Source organism: Ulvibacter sp. 2305UL32-6 (assembly GCF_058148545.1).
In genome coordinates, this window is record NZ_JBYVKA010000001.1 from 461170 (window position 1) to 480330 (window position 19161).

Annotated in this window: 18 protein-coding genes; 10 read left to right on the forward strand and 8 right to left on the reverse strand. The window is 37.6% G+C overall.

Annotation, left to right across the window (positions count from 1 at the left end; translation table 11 throughout):
* Nucleotides 1-12: 12 nt before the first annotated feature.
* On the reverse strand, nt 13-2628 hold the full coding sequence (gene alaS / locus ACY2RU_RS02225) for an alanine--tRNA ligase (RefSeq protein ID WP_490136771.1): 2616 nt from the start codon (nt 2626-2628) through the stop codon (nt 13-15).
* 119 nt (nt 2629-2747) lie between these two features.
* Between alaS and ACY2RU_RS02230 the strand changes: the two genes are divergently transcribed.
* From ACY2RU_RS02230 to ACY2RU_RS02250, 5 genes are read left to right on the forward strand one after another with little or no spacing between them, the layout of a single operon-like run.
* Nucleotides 2748-3725 carry a M23 family metallopeptidase gene (locus ACY2RU_RS02230; RefSeq protein ID WP_490136772.1) on the forward strand — a complete coding sequence of 326 codons (978 nt, stop codon included), beginning with the start codon at nt 2748-2750 and terminating at the stop codon, nt 3723-3725.
* A 50-nt stretch (nt 3726-3775) separates the two neighbouring features.
* Nucleotides 3776-4105, forward strand: coding sequence for a MerR family transcriptional regulator (locus ACY2RU_RS02235; protein WP_490136773.1), 330 nt, complete (start codon nt 3776-3778; stop codon nt 4103-4105).
* Nucleotides 4106-4115: 10 nt separating this feature from the next.
* Nucleotides 4116-4724, forward strand: a complete 609-nt coding sequence (locus ACY2RU_RS02240) for a LemA family protein (protein ID WP_490136774.1) — start codon at nt 4116-4118, stop codon at nt 4722-4724.
* Entirely contained in the window at nt 4724-5167 is a 444-nt protein-coding gene (locus ACY2RU_RS02245) for a TPM domain-containing protein (RefSeq protein WP_490136775.1), read from the forward strand. Before ACY2RU_RS02240 ends, ACY2RU_RS02245 begins: the two co-directional genes overlap by 1 nt.
* Nucleotides 5168-5193: 26 nt before the next feature.
* Nucleotides 5194-5988, forward strand: a complete 795-nt coding sequence (locus tag ACY2RU_RS02250) for a TPM domain-containing protein (RefSeq protein ID WP_490136776.1) — start codon at nt 5194-5196, stop codon at nt 5986-5988.
* Nucleotides 5989-6293: 305 nt separating this feature from the next.
* Here the strand turns inward: ACY2RU_RS02250 and ACY2RU_RS02255 are convergent, their stop codons facing one another.
* Nucleotides 6294-6593 carry a hypothetical protein gene (locus tag ACY2RU_RS02255; protein ID WP_490136777.1) on the reverse strand — a complete coding sequence of 100 codons (300 nt, stop codon included), beginning with the start codon at nt 6591-6593 and terminating at the stop codon, nt 6294-6296.
* A gap of 5 nt (nt 6594-6598) precedes the next feature.
* Nucleotides 6599-8458, reverse strand: coding sequence for a T9SS type A sorting domain-containing protein (locus ACY2RU_RS02260; protein WP_490136778.1), 1860 nt, complete (start codon nt 8456-8458; stop codon nt 6599-6601).
* Nucleotides 8459-8981: 523 nt separating this feature from the next.
* Between ACY2RU_RS02260 and ACY2RU_RS02265 the strand changes: the two genes are divergently transcribed.
* Nucleotides 8982-9221 carry a hypothetical protein gene (locus tag ACY2RU_RS02265; RefSeq protein ID WP_490136779.1) on the forward strand — a complete coding sequence of 80 codons (240 nt, stop codon included), beginning with the start codon at nt 8982-8984 and terminating at the stop codon, nt 9219-9221.
* Nucleotides 9222-9331: 110 nt separating this feature from the next.
* Here ACY2RU_RS02265 and ACY2RU_RS02270 read toward each other — a convergent pair whose 3' ends face one another.
* Both ACY2RU_RS02270 and der read right to left on the reverse strand, forming a co-directional pair.
* Nucleotides 9332-10897, reverse strand: coding sequence for a helix-turn-helix transcriptional regulator (locus ACY2RU_RS02270; RefSeq protein WP_490136780.1), 1566 nt, complete (start codon nt 10895-10897; stop codon nt 9332-9334).
* 21 nt (nt 10898-10918) lie between these two features.
* Nucleotides 10919-12223, reverse strand: coding sequence for a ribosome biogenesis GTPase Der (gene der, locus ACY2RU_RS02275; protein ID WP_490137464.1), 1305 nt, complete (start codon nt 12221-12223; stop codon nt 10919-10921).
* A 133-nt stretch (nt 12224-12356) separates the two neighbouring features.
* Between der and ACY2RU_RS02280 the strand changes: the two genes are divergently transcribed.
* On the forward strand, nt 12357-12860 hold the full coding sequence (locus ACY2RU_RS02280; protein ID WP_490136781.1) for a GTP-binding protein: 504 nt from the start codon (nt 12357-12359) through the stop codon (nt 12858-12860).
* Here ACY2RU_RS02280 and era read toward each other — a convergent pair.
* Nucleotides 12857-13750: a GTPase Era gene (gene era / locus ACY2RU_RS02285; RefSeq protein ID WP_490136782.1), complete on the reverse strand. Its 894-nt coding sequence runs from the start codon at nt 13748-13750 to the stop codon at nt 12857-12859. The genes ACY2RU_RS02280 and era overlap by 4 nt on opposite strands.
* 19 nt (nt 13751-13769) lie before the next feature.
* Between era and ACY2RU_RS02290 the strand changes: the two genes are divergently transcribed.
* Both ACY2RU_RS02290 and ACY2RU_RS02295 read left to right on the forward strand, forming a co-directional pair.
* Nucleotides 13770-15614, forward strand: a complete 1845-nt coding sequence (locus ACY2RU_RS02290) for a patatin-like phospholipase family protein (RefSeq protein WP_490136783.1) — start codon at nt 13770-13772, stop codon at nt 15612-15614.
* A complete protein-coding gene (locus ACY2RU_RS02295; RefSeq protein ID WP_490136784.1) occupies nt 15614-15763 on the forward strand; it encodes a hypothetical protein in 150 nt (49 codons plus the stop codon). Before ACY2RU_RS02290 ends, ACY2RU_RS02295 begins: the two co-directional genes overlap by 1 nt.
* 69 nt (nt 15764-15832) lie before the next feature.
* Here the strand turns inward: ACY2RU_RS02295 and ACY2RU_RS02300 are convergent, their stop codons facing one another.
* A complete protein-coding gene (locus ACY2RU_RS02300) occupies nt 15833-17077 on the reverse strand; it encodes a cation:proton antiporter (protein WP_490136785.1) in 1245 nt (414 codons plus the stop codon).
* Nucleotides 17078-17142: 65 nt separating this feature from the next.
* On the opposite strand from ACY2RU_RS02300, the gene mqo reads away from it, so the two are divergent.
* A complete protein-coding gene (gene mqo, locus ACY2RU_RS02305; RefSeq protein WP_490136786.1) occupies nt 17143-18630 on the forward strand; it encodes a malate dehydrogenase (quinone) in 1488 nt (495 codons plus the stop codon).
* Here mqo and ACY2RU_RS02310 read toward each other — a convergent pair whose 3' ends face one another.
* Entirely contained in the window at nt 18631-19092 is a 462-nt protein-coding gene (locus ACY2RU_RS02310; protein WP_490136787.1) for an RNA methyltransferase, read from the reverse strand.
* Between the last annotated feature and the right edge of the window lie 69 nt (nt 19093-19161).

The following is a 19161-nucleotide window of genomic DNA, read 5'->3' on the forward strand; positions in this document are numbered from 1 at the left end:
ATTTTAATTGAACTATTCTAAATATCCTTTTGCCGCTTCAAGGGCTGCTGGAATGCCATCAGGATTCTTACCTCCGGCTGTGGCAAAAAATGGTTGTCCGCCGCCGCCACCTTGAATATGTTTTCCAAGTTCGCGAACGATCGCACCTGCATTAAGGTCTTTTGAAACTGCAAGATCTTTCGAAATATAACAGGTTAGCAGAGCTTTCCCGTCAATACGACTTCCGAAGAGAATAAAAAGATTATCTATTTCACCCCCTAATTCAAAAGCAAGATCTTTTAATCCACTAGCGTCCAAATCGAGTTCTTTTGCCAAGAAATTGACTCCATTTATCTGACTAACTTCAGTTTTTAATTCTCCTTTTATGTTTTTAGCTTTATCCTTTAAAAGCTGCTCTACTTGCTTTTTAAGATCATTGTTTTCGTGCTGTAACTTTTCAATAGCAACAACAGGTTCTTGCGAATTGTGAAGCAGTGCTTTTACTTCGGAAAACGCTTTGTCATTATCGGCAAAATAGTCTTTTACCGCATCATTGGTGATCGCTTCTATACGACGAATTCCCGCGGCGACAGCTCCTTCCGAAACGATCTTAAAATGCCAGATGTCGGCAGTATTCTTAACATGTGTTCCCCCACAAAGTTCAATAGATTGCCCGAAACGAATTGTACGTACAGCATCACCATATTTTTCGCCGAAAAGCGCCATGGCACCTTCATTGATAGCTTGTTCCATTGGTACACTTCGATTTTCCTCTAAAGGCAATCTTCCAGCAATTCTAGAATTTACAAAAGACTCTACCTCCCGGAGTTGTTCATCAGTGACTTTTGAAAAGTGCGAAAAGTCAAATCGTAAATATTTTGAATGCACTGCGCTTCCTTTTTGCTCTACATGTGTACCCAAAATGTCACGTAAAGCTTGATGTAGCAAATGGGTTGCTGTATGATTACATTCGGTTCTAAACCGTTGCTTTCCATCTACAACGGCTTTCATGGTATCCGTTAAATTAGCCGGAATATTCTTTGCAAGATGAATAATCACGTTATTCTCCTTCTTGGTATCTAAAATGTAAATTACATTCCCATTCGGCATCCTTAAATATCCTTTATCACCAACTTGCCCACCACCTTCGGGATAAAACGGCGTAAGATTAAAAACCAGTTGATACATGGTACCATCTTTCTTGGAGGTGACTTTACGGTAACGGGTTAATTTGACTTGTGTTTCTAAGGTGTCATAACCCACAAATTCTTCTTCAGTATCATCAAGAAGGATCTGCCAGTCATCAGATTTCGACTCAGACGCCTGCTTACCACGTTCACGTTGTTCTCTTAATTTCTCTTCAAATTCGGATTTAGAATAGGTAAAACCACGTTCTCTCAGGATTAGATCGGTAAGATCTTCAGGAAAACCATAAGTGTCTTTTAGTTCGAAGACCTTTGCGCCCGAAATCTCCTTTTTCTCTTCACTAGAGATCATTCGATCTAAAAGAAGTAATCCCTGATCTAAGGTTCTTAAAAAGGAAGCTTCTTCTTCTTTGATTACATTCTCAATAAGTTGTTTTTGAGTTTTAAGCTCAGGAAAGGCCTTTCCCATTTGTGCGCTTAGCACACCAACCAATCGATAAATAAAAGGCTCTTTTTTATTGAGAAAAGTAAACCCATATCGTACGGCACGACGTAAAATTCGTCGAATTACATACCCGGCACCTGTATTACTTGGCAACTGTCCGTCAGCTATAGAAAAAGCAACAGCGCGAACGTGATCACTAATAACGCGAATGGCGATATCAGTTTTTTCGTCCTTCCCATATTCGGTATCTGTAATGGTCTCGATCTCGCGAATGATGGGTGTAAAGACGTCTGTATCATAATTTGAAGTCACCCCTTGTAATACCATACATAGGCGTTCAAAGCCCATTCCTGTATCGATGTGTTTGTTTGGCAAGTTTTCTAACGATCCATCTGCCTTTCGGTTGAATTGCATAAAAACCAAGTTCCAGATCTCTACAACTTGAGGATGGTCTTCATTTACCAACGATTTGCCATCAACTTGTGCTTTTTCTTCCGCAGAGCGAATATCAACATGTATTTCTGAACACGGGCCACAGGGACCTTGATCGCCCATTTCCCAAAAATTATCCTTTTTATTCCCTTTCAGAATACGATCTTCTGAGATATATTTTTTCCAGATATCGTATGCTTCTGTATCCATTGCGAGATTATCGGCATCGTCACTTCCTTCAAAAACAGTGACATATAATATGTCTTTATCTACTTTAAAGACTTCGGTGAGCAATTCCCATGCCCATGCAATAGCTTCCTCCTTAAAATAATCGCCAAAACTCCAGTTACCCAACATTTCGAATAAGGTATGGTGGTAGGTATCATACCCAACTTCTTCCAAATCGTTGTGCTTTCCACTAACACGTAAACATTTCTGAGTGTCGGCAATACGATTGTTTTTAGGTATGGCATTTCCGAGGAAATACTCTTTAAATGGTGCCATTCCACTATTCACAAACATGAGTGTGGGATCATTTTTCAAAACCATAGGGGCCGAGGGCACTATATCGTGAGATTTTGATTTAAAAAACTCTAAAAACTGGGAGCGTATTTCGCGCGATTTCATTGAAATAATTTTAAGTGTAAAGGTGTACTACTGAAATGCAGAAAACAATTTCTATATTTGTGTTTCGTTACTATATATAGCACAACCTATCAACGAGCAAAAATAAGTTTTTTTAACGTATGTCTAAGGTTAAATATTACTACGATAGCGAAACCCTCTCGTATCGCAAAATTGAAAAGAAAAAAGGGCGCAAACTAGGCATCTTTATGCTTAGCTTGGTGGGTATGGTCCTTAGTGGATTTCTTCTGCTATTGGTTTACCTAAACCTTCCGTATGTAGAAACGCCCAAAGAAAAAACTTTAAAGCGTGAGCTTGCTTTTATGAGTTTACAATATGATATCCTCAATAAAAAAATGGCTCAGGCAGAACGTGTTCTCACGGAAGTTGCCGAACGTGACAATAATTTATACCGCGTCTATTTTGAGGCGAATCCCATTCCAGATGAACAAAGAAAAGCTGGTTTTGGTGGTGTAAATCGATATTCAGATCTTGAAGGATTTGACAACTCAAAACTTATAATTGCCTCAAATAAACGGCTAGATATTCTAACCAAGCAGATCGTGGTTCAATCAAAATCATTGGATGATATTGCTGTTCTTGCGGAAGAAAAAGAAAAATTATTAGAGGCAATTCCTGCTATCCAGCCCGTAAATAACGAAGACCTCACCCGTATGGCATCTGGATTTGGCTATAGAACCGATCCTTTTACAAAGGTGTCTAAGTTTCACTTCGGAATGGATTTTACAGCACCTAGAGGAACACCTGTATATGCAAGTGGTGATGGTCGTGTGACGCGGGCAGATAATACGGCTTCGGGTTATGGAAATCACATTCGCATTGATCACGGCTATGGTTATGAAAGTTTATACGCCCATTTATATAAGTACAATGTGCGCAGCGGACAAAAAGTAAAGCGCGGTGATCTGATCGGTTTTGTAGGAAGTACTGGCCGGAGTGAAGCCCCTCATTTACACTATGAGATCTTTAAAGATGGTGAACGTATTAATCCTATTAACTTTTACTACGGAAACCTCTCTCCCGAAGAATTTGCGCGTATCTTACGTTTATCGCAACAAGAAAACCAGTCGCTGGATTAGGTTGGTAGTAACCAAGTTCTGAATTCAGATATAATATTAAGTTTTAATACATGCACGTTGAACTTCCAGAAAAAAGATACTATGCCATAGGCGAAGTTGCCAAGGCCTTTGACGTCAACACCTCGTTGATTCGCTTTTGGGAAAAAGAGTTTGATGTACTGCAACCCAAGAAAAATGCTAAAGGAAACAGAAAATTTACTCCAGAGGATATTAAAAATCTTGAATTGATCTATCACTTGGTAAAAGAACGCGGTTTTACCCTAGATGGCGCTAAAATTCATCTAAAAGAGAACAAACAAAAAACACTAAATAACTTCGAGCTTATTAGAAAACTGGAAACGGTAAAAGCCGAATTGCTTAAAATTAAAGACCAACTATAAAAATCATCAGATGAAAAAAGTAATTATTATTGTTGTTGCCATAGTTGCGCTGCTAACCATTTTTAGTTTGGCTATGGGGCCAAAATTTTATAATACAGGTATCAGCCTCCAAGAAAATGCAACCGCTCAATGGGCCAATGTAGAGAGTTCTTATCAGCGACGTGCTGACCTTATTCCAAATATTGTCAATACAGCTAAAGGCTATGCAGAATTTGAACAAGAAACTTTGATCAAGGTTACGGAAGCTCGATCAAAAGCTACCTCTATTCAAATTGATCCATCCAATATTACGCCCGCACAGCTTGAACAGTTTCAACAAGCACAACAAGGTCTTACCTCAGCATTGTCAAGACTTTTGGCTGTTTTTGAACGCTACCCAGACCTAAAAGCGAACGAAAACTTTAAAGAATTGATCAACGAATTAGAACGTACTGAAAACCGGATCAATGTTGAAAGAAATCGTTTTAACGAAAGTGTAAAGCCATTTAACAAGCATATTAAAACCTTCCCAAATAACTTTATCAATAATTTTATTGGGAAATTTTCAGAAATGGCTTATTTCGAAGCAGATGAAGGTACAGAAAAAGCGCCTACGGTTGAATTTGACTTCGGAAAATAATGACAGCCTCTAAAGTAGAAGATTTTTTAACCAAAATCGAAGAACAAGAGATCGTTGAAGCGATCCGACTTGCAGAAAAAAACACTTCAGGTGAAATACGAGTCCATCTTGAAGCACATACCGATCTAGATGCGTTTGATCGTGCTGCGGAAGTGTTTGAATTTCTTCACATGAGCAACACCAAGCAAAGTAATGGTGTGTTGATCTACATTGCCGTTGAGGACCGTACGCTGGTTATTATGGGCGATAAAGGAATTAATGATGTGGTTGCCCCAGATTTCTGGGAAAGCACTAAAAACTTGATCATCGATCATTTTAAGGCTGGCGACATGAAACAAGGTCTTGTTGATGGAGTTCTTAAAGCGGGAGAACAGTTAAAAAAATATTTTCCTTATAATAATAAAGACCTTAATGAACTTCCCGACGATATTTCGGTAGGCTAAATAAGCTATGCTAAACCACTAGATCTATGAATATTACCCTTCAGAAATACATATTGGCTTGTTTCCTCGGAATAACCATGCTCTTTTCTGAAAAAAGTATTGCTCAATATGATATTCCGGAAGTTCCACAAAAACAAACATCCCTATACGATTATATTGATCTACTAAATGCCTCGCAAAAGACAGCATTAGAAAATAAGTTGATTCGTTATGCGGACTCAACCTCCACGCAAATCGTAATGGTTGTGATAAGCACCACAAAAGGTGAGGATATTTCATTACTCGGTGCCCAGTGGGGACAAAAATGGGGTATTGGCCAAGCCGATAAGGACAATGGTATATTGATCATCTTAGCTAAAGATGATCGCCAAGTCGATATTAATACGGGTTATGGTATTGAATATCGCGTATCAGACCGAGATGCCGAACGCATTATTAATAGGGTAATGATCCCAGAATTTAAAGTGGGAAATTTTTACGCCGGACTCGATCAAGGCGCAGATGCAATTTTTGCCGCATTAAATGGAGAATTTACAGAAGATCGAGATTTTGATAGCGAACAGTCCCCTAATTACAATTTCCTTATAATAATTTCTATTTTCGTCATTATTCTCATCATTCTTCGTGCTAAAAAAAATGGTAGAGGTGGTGGAAATAGTGGTGGCTATGGAAATGGCTCCAGCTTACTAGACATCATCATTCTTTCCAATATGGGGCGTACTGGCGGCTTCGGCGGCGGGGGCGGCTCAAGCGGTGGTGGCTTCGGTGGCGGCTTCGGCGGAGGTGGCTTTGGAGGTGGAGGTGCTTCTGGAGGATGGTAATGTTTTAAAAGCTGTAAATATATCAAAAGTATAAAGCCACCGCTTATGGTGGTGGTTCTTGGTTATTATTTTGTAATTTTTTTTGACACAAAATAATAATCAGTTTCCGTAGAAAATGAATGTGGAGGTGCTTCTGGAGGATGGTAATAATTGCTATTCTGTAGACAACGAACAAAACGCCTGACATATCTTCAATTTAATCTAGGTACTAGATAACTCACTTAACTTTGTTACATTGCTAATAAGAAAGAGGCTAACCTTTCGGCAGCCTCTTCTAAACTTAAAACAATATTCAAAAAATTAATCTAAAGTTTTTTTACAAAAGTCAGACTTATTGGGTTTGCCTTATCACATCTATTTTTTATTCGAAGAGGTCTATGTTGAAATTGGATCTTTAAACCATCTTTCATATAACTAGTTTCTAAGTTTATAGGATCAAAAAAATACACCTTCTGATTCTCAAATACTTTGATAGTATATGCACAATCACGCTCCAAAATAGAATGTACAATTACACCAGATAGAGAATTATCGCCAACATTTTTTGGTGAACCAGAACAAGAAAGCAGTATAACTAAAGACAATACTAAAATTAAAAATTTCATAAGTATTACTTAACTATTATCTTCTTGTTCAATTTAGTCTTGGCATTTCCTATTTCAATGATATACGTGCCAGTGCTTACTGAAGACATATCTATGCTAGTAGTGTATACCCCTGTTTTTCCTTTTGATATTTGGTCGTTGTACACCGTTTTCCCGGTAATATCATAGACTGAAAGTCTAAGTATATCACTCGTTGTAGCTGAATCTAGTTGAAGGTTAAAGATGGTATTATCAACTGAAGAAACAATTAAATTGGAAGTGTTTAGATCCAATTCATCTACAGAAAGTGTTTCTGAAATTTTAAATGAAGTAATCCTTGTTTTTCTTGGCTCTCCAGAATATTCGGCCGTAAACCAAAATGTTAGATCGTCTTGTGGATCTCTTACTAATTGTGAGTAATCACCATATCTCGAGTTAGAAGTTATTGAACTATTTCCCTCAACAATTAGGGTTTCTGCAATTGTCATTTGGCCTAGGGCATCACCGTCAAATCTTCCTGTATAATATAGAGAAGGGAATGTTGTTGCGCCGGTTTTTGTATATCCAAGTCCAATATTACCTTCTTGATCCATTGCAATAGCCGATAGAAATACACTTTCTCCACCAGCATCTTGATAAGTCCCTTCTTGATACAAAGTCCAAGGGTCTGAAGATGTAGGGCGTCTTAGCTCTACCCATCTAATTCCTGATATTCTTGAACCATCAGTAACTTCAACTGGAAAATTAAATAACATAGATTCGTGCGTTCCAAAATTGTATCTATGAGCTTGAAAATACATAGCAAATACAATAGGGTCAATACGTTGTGAAGTCCCGGGCTGTTGTAAAACAGCAAAGCTATCACCTCCAACGCCTTCTAAGAAAGAATCGAAAGCGGCCAATGGAATCTCAAGGGGAGCAGATACAGTTGCTCCTCCTGGTGAACTCCAATCGATAGTTAAGTCCCAAATTTTAACATGGTCTTCTGTAATTCCAGGCCATGCATCATCTTGAAACCAAACAATTGAGGCTGGGCCGCTCGCAATTCCTGCACCTTCTGAGTGTACCGGCTGAGGCGCTTGAAACCCTCCAGTACCCACATAGCCAGGTAATGTTAAGGTAGCAATTTCTGCAGACGGATCACCGTTTAACATTTTTTGTCTGTTAAAAGCATAGAATCTACCAGATTCACTAGGATTAAAATTTCCCGTTACCACATAATTATTTCCATAGATACCGTAATGCGGATAATCATTTTCTGGCACATTATAACTATAAACTGCGTAAGAACCTGTTGGATCTGAAGTTGTTGACACAGCAATTTTAAATTGATTTGCAGCGGGTAATTGGAACTGTGTAATCAACCATCGATCTGCCTCTCGGTCATATAAGACAACAGGATCCCCAGAGATCACACCTCCCAAAGGGTCATTAATATCTTTTGGAAAACCTGCAGCTTCATTTCCATTTTTATCCCAAACACTCCATAAACCGTTGGTCATTTGTACAATGTGATTAGGACCAACTGCTGCTGTTGGATCTGGCGGACTAATATCTAGATTGATTCCATCGAAGTTAACAATTGGTAATTTCCCAGCTATAGCCCCAAATTCTACTTGGGCCAATGGGTCTTGACTTGAGCGGCTTTTAGAAAGGTTACTTATAAACTCTCCCTTCTGTATATTCTTTGCGCTTAACCCTCCTCTTATCACCTCTCTCTTTTTAACTGTTTGAGGATCGACTCTTGGATAACTTGTCATAGGTGCCGTTATAAAAAAATCATCTGGGGAATTGATTTCGGTACCAGTAGAAGTATTTTGTGCTTGCGAAAACGCAAAAAATGCGCAACTTAAAGCAACACATAAAATGTACTTTTTAAATCTCATTTTTCTAGTAATTATTGATTAATCATCATGTTGTTTATCTTAAAACAAATATGCATAATGCAATCAACAATTGCTGTATTAAGGACTACTCACCTACTACTCACTTCTTTTTTTACTGAAATTTTAATGCATTTAAAAAAAGCTCATTTTTCTAGTCTGAATAATCAATCTAGAGAATGTGTTTTTCTGCCTATCATTGTGTAATTTCCATTTTATATAAGAAGCGATATCTGCTATTATCCTAATAGACAGCTCATAAATGGTAGCATTCCTATATATACACGTCTTGAGTTAAATAAAGAGCCACTCTAAGATATGCGGCCGTTAATCTGGAAAACAATATTTTTATTCAAAATGCGTACTCTTTGCGTAGCTCAATTTTTGCTGGTGTTCATATGATTCTGGATTTTCGCACTGTATTAGTCTTTAAATAAATATAACTGTTAAAGCCTAGACGTTCCCCTAATAGTAAATCTCCAAAGTCATTGTTTGAGAATGATGAGAATAAAATGAATTAACGTATATGAATATAATATATAAAGAAATAGTAAACAGAGCAAATGATTCTAGCTGGATCACTTTAGCATCAAATAAATCTAAAAAATACTATATCAACCCAAGTCATATCAACATTGTACAGAAATGGAGAAATACTGACTTTATTAGTCCGATGACAGATGAGAGCAGTCCGAAGTTCCCTTACAGACTTGTAAATCGTACAGCATCAACCTATGTTTACGCTAAGTTAGAAGAAAAAAGTTAGGTTTATTCACAGGTAAAATTTCTCGTTTTTTAATGAATGGGCGATGTGCTTCGCTTTTCGAATAAACCCTGTGTAAGTCCTTGTTTTGCAACAGGTACTTCTTCGGAATATTATTCTTTGAAAGTTCTGTCTAAAAATTGTTTTAGCGTTTCCTTACTAGTGTCGATATTGAGTTTTTTTGTTATTCTATATCGTTTACTTTCTAATGCCCTAACCGACCGATCAACAAAGGTAGCGATCTCCTTGTTTTTAAAATCTGTAAACAAATAATAACATATTAAAACTTCCAGATCATCCAACTGTGGAAAATCCTTTTCAGCCTTAAAGAAAAAGGCTTCATTAATAGAACTTAGTACCTTTAGATGATCGTCACTATTGATAAAATTACTGTGATTAAGATGGATCTTCTTATAGAGATCATTAATACGGATCTTTTGTTCTGACAAAGAATTCATTGTAGAAATTTCTTTGATCTCTTTCCGTAATGAAATCAAGAAATCTTCCAATTCTATATTTTTAACAGTCAACTTTTCTTGTTTGGCTTTAAAACTAGAGACATTTGCTTCTAAATCGGAAACAATAAATGTTTTTTTCTTTAATTTTTTGAGATAGCGTAAAAGCAATACAAGAAGCAAAACAATTCCTATGATTAAAACATAAATATATATCCTGTTTTTTTCTTTTACGCCTCGTTCTTTGTCTAATTCTAACTGTGTTTTTGACAACGTCTCTACGCCTTCCATGGAAGAATTGATGGTGTTCTCCATCACTTTATCATTGAATAGCCTTAATGAATCTAGATATATCTTCTCCTTTTCAACATCTCCTCGTAAACGGTAGTACTTTACATAATAATCGTAGACGTTTTTCTGAATATTGAAATCTTTGCTTCCCCTTTTAATATGTACATTATCCAAATAATGCTTTACCGAATCAAGATTTTCATTTTCAAAATAGTACTCGGCAAAACACGTGTTTATGGAATTCTCATATGTGGTGTAATAAGACGGCTCAACATATTCATTGTCTTCCAAAGATCTGTAGATCGAATTATACTTATATGCCTCTTTTATTTCCCCAAGATGCAAATAGTTTGAAGTTAAAAGGAAAATAGCAAAGGAATAATATGCTTGATCGTCTTCAACATTTTTATAGGTTTCAAGATCCTCCAAAACCAGATCGATACTCTCTTGCATTTCAAAATTAACATACTTCGCATACGCCGGAAATTGCATCAGGTCCAAAAGACCGTATTGATCTCCGTTTTGTGTATGATACTTTTTAGCCTTTTCAAAATAGACATCGGCTAGAGAATCTTTTTTTAATAGGTATAATTTAGACGCAATTTCTCCAGAAGCGTTAGCCGCTGTTTTATAATCTTCAAACTGTTCAGCATACTTTACTGCTTTAAAAAAATTATGTGTTGAACTGGCAGGATCAAAATCATCAGCTTCTATTAATGCTCGCAGATAAAAATATCTCCCTATTTCCTTTCCTAAATTCTTTTCTGAAGGATGAGCTATAGAATCTAAATAGGTAGTGGCAAGTTCAGGGTCTGTTTCTATATGTTTTGAAGTAGAATCTAAATATTGTACAAAAGCAATTTCACTATCTTGGGCACGCCCTATTTGAAGGGCAACAAGGCAGACCAATAAGTGTAAAAACTTGTATTTCATTGAATATAAAATATTCGCTATTTACTTCTTTCGTATATAGATCGTAATAGGGACTCCATGAAAATCAAATTCCTGTCGTAACTTATTTTCTATAAAACGCTTGTACGGATCTTTTATGTACTGCGGAAGGTTAGCAAAAAAAGCAAAACTAGGATAAGGCGTTGGCAATTGCGTACAATACTTTATTTTAACGTGCTTCCCTTTGTGTTGAGGTGGTGAAGTTGCTTCAATGATAGGTAACATTACTTCATTCAGCTCGCTTGTCTTGATGCGTTTGCTTCGGTTTTTGAAAACCTCAACTGCGGTCTCAATTGCCTTAAAAATTCGTTGTTTTGTGAGCACCGACATAAAAACGATAGGTACGTCAACAAAAGGCTCACACTGTTGCTTTATATATTTTTCAAATTCTTTGACACTCTGATTGTCTTTTTCAACAAGATCCCATTTGTTTGCCAAAATGACGATTCCTTTATTATTTCGCTGTGCCAGCCAAAAGATATTTTGTACTTGTCCGTCGAAACCACGGGTGGCATCAAAAACCAAAATAACCACATCGCAATGCTCGATAGCACGCACCGAACGCATTACCGAGTAAAACTCAAGGTCTTCTTTTACTTTACTTTTCTTTCGAATTCCAGCGGTATCAATCAGATTAAATTCGAAACCAAAACGATTGTATTTTGTGTCAATACTATCACGTGTCGTTCCGGCAATATCGGTCACTACAAATCTATCTTTACCAATGAGTGCGTTGATAAACGAAGATTTCCCTGCATTTGGCCGTCCCACAACAGCAAATCGCGGAAGACTTTCTTCTTCGCGTTCTTCTTTTTCCGGAAGCACCTTTACAAGGTCATCCAAAAGATCTCCAGAACCGCTTCCGTTGATTGCCGAAATAGTATAGTATTTATCAAAACCAAGACTATAAAATTCAACCGCATCATTTTCGCGTTTTGAACTATCAACTTTATTAACGACCAAAAATACTGGCTTTCTACTTTTCCGAAGTAATAAGGCAACTTCTTCATCCATTCCAGTGACACCACCTTCAACATCAACAATAAAAATTATTGCATCTGCTTCGTCAATTGCAAGTTCAACTTGTTTATCAATTTCGGCTTCAAAGACATCATCACTCCCTACAATATATCCTCCGGTATCAATGAGCGAGAATTCTTTACCATTCCAATCACTTTTACCATAGTGGCGGTCACGCGTTACACCACTCACTGCATCTACAATGGCTTCTCTACGTTGAATTAATCGATTGAAAAACGTGCTCTTCCCTACATTAGGTCGTCCTACGATAGCAACTATGCTCATGATTTTAAATTTTGTGCAAAAGTACTATATAGTTGTTAGTTAGCGTCAAGACTTGCTTCTTTTTTGCAAAGTCTGACATAAATCAGCTCATATACTCAAGAAAATTAATATTTTGATCCCTTCAAATTGATATCATATGGAATTTCCGCAGGAAATCGCACTTAGACCTCGCTTTTCATTTCCAATAAACATTGATAGTGAACATGCCTTAGATGCCTTTGTAGCAGCCAAAGAATCACAATCAGATTTCCTAATATCTCGTGTAGATCATCATGTGTTTATACGTATTCCGAAGCAAAAACAACACTTTTGGTCACCACAACTTCATCTTGAAATTATCGCTGTAGCCAATCGATCTAGTTTGTTAAAAGGCCTATTCGGGCCAAATCCTGCAGTTTGGACACTTTTTATGTTTTTCCATTTTGTAGTGGCCATATTATTTATTGGATTTGCCGTATGGACCTATACCAATATTAGTCTCGGGAACAGTTATGCACTGCAACTTGGGTTGATCATAGCGATGATCATCATTTGGTTTGTGCTCTACTTTGCCGGACGAACCGGAAAAGCCAAAGGCAGACCAGAAATGGAAGCCATGAATGAATTTATGCGCAATACACTAACGAGTGTTTCGGCTTAGGAATTATTATATCCAAATCGGCGTAATTGCCTTGAATCGCTACGCCAGTTTTTGTTCACCTTTACGTATAATTCTAGATGAACTTGTTTTCCGAAGAACTTTTCAAGATCCTTTCGAGCCTCCATACCAACACGTTTCAGTGCTGCGCCTTTATGACCAATAATGATCCCCTTTTGAGTTTCACGTTCTACCATGATCACCGATCGCATACGAATGATATGATCTTCTTCAAAAAATTCTTCGGTATCGATCTCTACGGAATACGGAATTTCTTTTTTATAATGTATTAATATTTTCTCCCGTATGGCCTCGTTGACAAAGAAACGTTCGGGCTTGTCGGTTAGTTGATCTTTTGGGTAAAAAGCGGGTGATTCGGGAAGCATCTCAATAATTCTTGTAAAAACTTCAGCCACACCAAAGTTTTTTAGCGCCGAGATCGCAAAGATTTCGGCATTTGGCACTTTTTCTTGCCACATCGCTAATGCTTCCTTAAGCAAAGCTTCATTTCCCGTATCAATTTTATTGATCAACAATAGAACAGGGATCTTAGCGCTTTTTATTTTATTGAAAAACGCCTCGTCTTTTAAGTCTTTCTCTCCTAATTCAACTAAATAGAGTAAGATATCTGCATCTTCAAAAGCAGATTTTACAAAGTCCATCATACTTTCCTGCAACTGATACGCAGGTTTAATGATTCCTGGGGTGTCGCTCAACAGTACTTGAAAATTATCCCCATTTACGATACCTAGAATACGGTGACGTGTGGTTTGTGCTTTACTTGTAATGATCGATAAACGTTCACCAACAAAAGCATTCATCAACGTACTTTTTCCTACGTTAGGGTTCCCTATAATATTTACAAATCCGGCTTTGTGTTTGCTTTCCTCCATATGGCAAAGATAGGCTGAAATGTTGGAAGCTGGAAGTTTTGATGATCTGCGTTCACTGGAAACTTTTATTTGTATCTTTATCCGTCATCCCCATAACCCAATTGTACATCCTGTTATGGACCAAAAAGATAAACTTCCACCTCAGGTTCCTAAAGATCCGCTACAACGCATCGCGCTCTGCATGTCTGGCGGTGGGTATCGTGCGGCAACCTTTCAATTAGGAATGATGTCGTATTTAAATTCAAAAAAATTTGAAAGTGAAACTTTGCTGCAAAAGGTCAAGGCTATTTCTACTGTTTCGGGAGGAACTATCATTGGAGTTTACTATGCTGCGATGACCCAAGAAGGCAGGACCTTTGAAGAAATTTACAGCAAATTCGTAGCCTGGATCACTACCACCGATCTCGTAAAAGCAGCCCTTGAAAAATTAAGTCCGAATGGCCACTGGCGTTATCCATACAAGCGTAAAAACATTATCAATGCCTTTGCTGAATTGTATGACGATTCTTTATTAGATCATCAAACAATGCAAGTTTTTAATGATATGAATAAATCGCATTTGGAGTTTGTTTGTTTTAATGCAACTGAATTTCTTAAGGGTTATAGATTTCGATTTCAAGCATATTCAGGGAGGCGTTTTGTTGGATCAAATGATTTAAAATTAAAAAAAGCGGAATACGAAAAATTACGCCTGGGAGATATAATGGCGGCTTCCTCTGGTTTTAGCGGCGGATTTGAACCAATTTCAATGCCTAATGATTTCTTCTCGCCAGACAGCGAAGAGCATCATTCTGTATCGAAAAAGATTGGCGATCTTGGTACTATTGGCCTTATGGATGGGGGAATTCATGATAACCAAGGTATAAGCAGTATTGAAACGTATCAAGAATATGAAAAGACGACGCCCTTTGACCTTATTCTATTCTCAGATGTTTCTTCACCTTACTTGGATGCATTTAAATTTCATACAGAAAAAAAAGGGGCCTTTAGAGAAAATACGATTGCGTCCTATTTTCGGAAAGCGAAATGGGTTCAATGGATCGGATACCTGCTAAATCTACTCGTTATTATTGCAGGAGTTTTAGTAATTCACAAAAGCAATTATGAGCCTTCAACCCAATTTGGCGTAGGTTTATCCATAGTAGCTTTTGGTGTGCTGGGTGCCTTTATCTGGCTAGTCATCACACAAGTACTCAAAAGCAAATGGAAATCGCTATTGACAAATATTGTCAATAAAATGCCTGAATACTTTTTAAAACGACTTCCTTCGTTTGATTTTAAAAACATGAAGATCAAAACGCTGGAAACGCTTTTATTAGATCGATACAATTCGCTTAAGCTATTGCTTCCAGATATTTTTCTAAAGCAAGTTCGAAGACTACACTACAATAGGATCTTTGAAGATGACAGCTACTATTATAGAAGATCTGCCTGCTTGATCAAAGAACTTACCGAAATCGACTATGAAAAGCGTGATTGGAAAAATACTAGTACGGGGGAAATGGGAGATTACACCTTTATGCGTGAACACAATTTAGGTTTTAAGGGAAACAATCAAAAAGAGGTAATTGGCGAAAAAATGCTGGAATATACTACCAATGCTGCCAGCTTCGGAACTACTTTGTGGTTTTCAGAAAAAGACGATCTTGATGATAAGTTGAAAGCATTAATTATTAGCGGTCAAGTAAGTTGTTGCCAAGATTTACTTATTTATCTTTCGCGAATTATTTATACAAAAAACAATGGCTTTAACGAATTAGATGCTGAAACCAAGACAAGCATTGTAGCCTTGCATAAATCAATTATGGAAGACTGGGAACGCTTTAAGGATACTCCCGAATTCCTCTACCAATCCCTCAAATAATGGCAAAAAAAGGCAAGGAAAAGAATACCAAAAACAAAGCAAAACACGCTAAACTTATGGAGCGTAAAAAAGCAAGAGAGCGCAGAGAAAAGGAGGCGACCAAAGCTCGTTTAAAGGAGATCGTGGCGCAATCTAAGAAAGACGAATAGTAAACAACAAAAGGTCTTTGCTTATTTCTTCTCCCATTTTTTCAGTTTATGGTTACTTCCGAAGAAAAACTATTCTTTAGCAACACGTTTTACCAATGCACCTACGGTTAAACCCTGCACTAGAATAGAAAAAACCACCACCACATACGTGATTACCAAGAACAGATCACGATGCATGGCTTCTGTTAGTCCGAGCGCTAAGGCAATTGAAATACCACCTCGAAGACCACCCCACGTCATGATCAAATTAGTTTTTGGCACAAAGTCCAAACGTTTTGAAAAGAACTTTATCGGCACCAACAAAGATGTATAGCGACAAGCCAACACCAAAGGAATAGCTAGTAAACCTGCAATAATATAGCTGCCATCAAAAGCTAGAACAAGCATTTCCATACCAATAAGAACAAATAAAATGGTATTTAGAAGTATGTCTATCAGTTCCCAAAATTTATCAACATAACTCTCCGTAATTTCACTCATTGCAGATTCTCTAATAGTATCATTACCAACCATGAGTCCAGCGGTCACCATAGCTAAAGGCGCTGAAAGGTGTAGTTTTTGCGCAATAACGGTCCCCACCATGACAGCAGCGAGCGTAATAATAACTTCAATATCATAATCGTCTATAGACCGCATAAGACGATAGGTGATCCATCCTATAAGAAGCCCCAATACAATTCCTCCAATAACCTCTTGCGAAAACAAAACAACTACGTCCATCGGGTTAATAGTATCCCCTCCGCTCATACTGGCAATTTGAAAAATAGTTAGAAAAACTACCACTCCTACACCATCGTTAAAGAGTGATTCTCCTACAATTTTAGTTTCTAGTTTTTTAGGAGCTCCAGCTTGTTTTAATATTCCTAAAACAGCAATAGGATCGGTAGGTGAGATCAACGCCCCAAACAGTAGACAATAAATATATGCTATATCTAATCCTAAAACCGCTAACAAATAATACATACTTGTTCCAACCAAAAAAGTAGAAACCAGCACACCTACGGTTGAGAATACAAAAACCGGCCAACGTTGCACTTTTAATTGATCAAAATTGGTGTGGAGCGCACCTGCGAATAATAAAAAGCTAAGCATGATATCTAGCAAAACACTTTTAAAATCTATTTGAGCAATGATGTAGCGTTCGGCATCGATCAAAGTACTATCAAAATAGCCTATTGCTAAAACTGCCAAGGTGAACACGATCGTGATCAACATTAAACCAATGGTATTGGGCAATTTTAAGAAGCGTACATTAATATAACCAAAGCCTGCGGCCAAAGCTACCAAGACGGTAATGATCAAAAAGTAATTCATTCTATTTGTTGAAGTTGGTTGTAAGTAAAGATACATTATTAACTTTACTCAAAATATTATTGAACATGCCTTCCGAAGAAAAAATAGAAACACGGGTTTATGATCTTATTTGCGTTGGTGGTGGTATCATGAGTGCTACACTTGCATTACTAACAAAAATACTTGACCCCAATTTACAAATCTTGATTCTTGAACGTCTTGACGAAGTTGCTCAAGAAAGTTCGGCAGCCTGGAATAATGCTGGCACGGGTCATTCGGCACTTTGTGAGCTAAATTATTGCCCAGAGAATGATGGCGGAGTTGATATTAGCAAAGCGATTTCTATTTGTAATCAGTTTGAGATCTCAAAGCAATTCTGGTCTTATTTGGTTGGAAAAAATTACATCAAAGATCCACAATCGTTTATAAACTCGGTACCGCACCATAGTTGGGTACATGGTAAAGACAATGTAAACTATCTCAAAAAGCGATATGAGGTGATGAAAGAACACTTTATGTTCAACACCATTCAGTACACCGAAGAAATCGCCACCATGAAAAATTGGTTTCCGTTGATCATGAATGATCGAGAACCTAGTGAAAATATAGCTGCCTCCCGTATCGACAGAGGCACCGAAGTAAATTATGGTGCGCTTACAAAGCAGCTATTCGAAATTCTTGAAAACGACTATAACACGCCTGTTCATTGCAACATGGAAGTAGTTGATATTGATCCCGATGAAAAAGTTGAATGGTTCGCCGAGGTCAAAAACACAAAAACAGATAAAATATATCATTTTGATGCAAAACATGTTTTTATTGGCGCCGGTGGCGGAAGTTTACTTTTGCTACAAAAAGTAGAGATCGATGAAAAGGAAGGTTATGGCGGATTTCCGGTAAGCGGACAATGGCTTGTCTGTAAAAATGAAGCGATCATCCAACAACACAACGCCAAGGTATACAGTAAAGCTGGCCCTAATGATCCACCCATGTCAACACCTCACCTTGACACGCGATATATCAATGGAAAGCGCGAATTATTATTTGGTCCTTTTGCAGGTTTTAGTCCAAAATTTTTAAAAGAAGGCTCTAACTTCGATTTATTTAAATCGGTTACGGTTGACAATATTTCTCCTATGCTTGGTGCCTTCTGGAAGAACCTCCCGCTCACTCAATATCTTATCGAGCAGGTTTCTATGTCGTTTGAAGATCGCATGGACGAGCTACGGAAATTTGTAAAAGATGCAAAAGATGAAGATTGGGAAATTGTACACGCGGGTCAACGCGTTCAGATCATTAAAGAAGATGCCTATACAGGTGGTGAACTTCAATTTGGCACAGAAGTAGTTAGCAGTAAAGACGGAAGTATCACATGCCTTCTAGGAGCATCACCAGGCGCATCAACTGCAACAAATATCATGTTGGAAGTGCTCGAAAAAGCCTTCCCAGAAATACTTTCTACGGAAAAGGGAAAGGCATTGTTGGAAGAAATTGTTCCTACTTGGAAAAAAGAGGTCACTCAAGACCGGTTTGAAAGCGCTTTAGCCAATGCCAAAAATATTTTAAAACTATAGCTACTGGAATTGCTTATCACGAGTTCGATCATACATCACAATACTCCCAGCTACCGCAACATTTAGACTGTATTCAGAAGGAAATTGAACTAAAAAATGTGCTTTTGATATAGCTTCTTTTGTCAAGCCGTGATCTTCGGCACCTAGCAAATACACGCATCGTTTTGGATGATTAAACTCTTCTAAAGAAGAAGCATCTTCTGTTTTCTCGACACCAACAATCCGCACACCCTTGGGAAGATGCTCATAGAAATCTTCAAAACTCTTGTAATGGTAGTACGGCATCGATTTTACCGCGTTGTGTGTATCGGCAGCCTGATTTGCATAACGTTTTCCAATGGTGAATATAAAACTAGCTCCCAAATTCTGAGCCGTACGCCATAAAACACCTAAATTTTCGGGAGTCTTCCCATGGAGAATCCCAATTCCGAAGAAATCGGTAGTAAAGTTATTCGGTTTCATCCTGCAAAAATAAAAAAAGCATTCCAAAACGTTAATTTTTGTTTAACTTATATTGAATATCTTTAAACA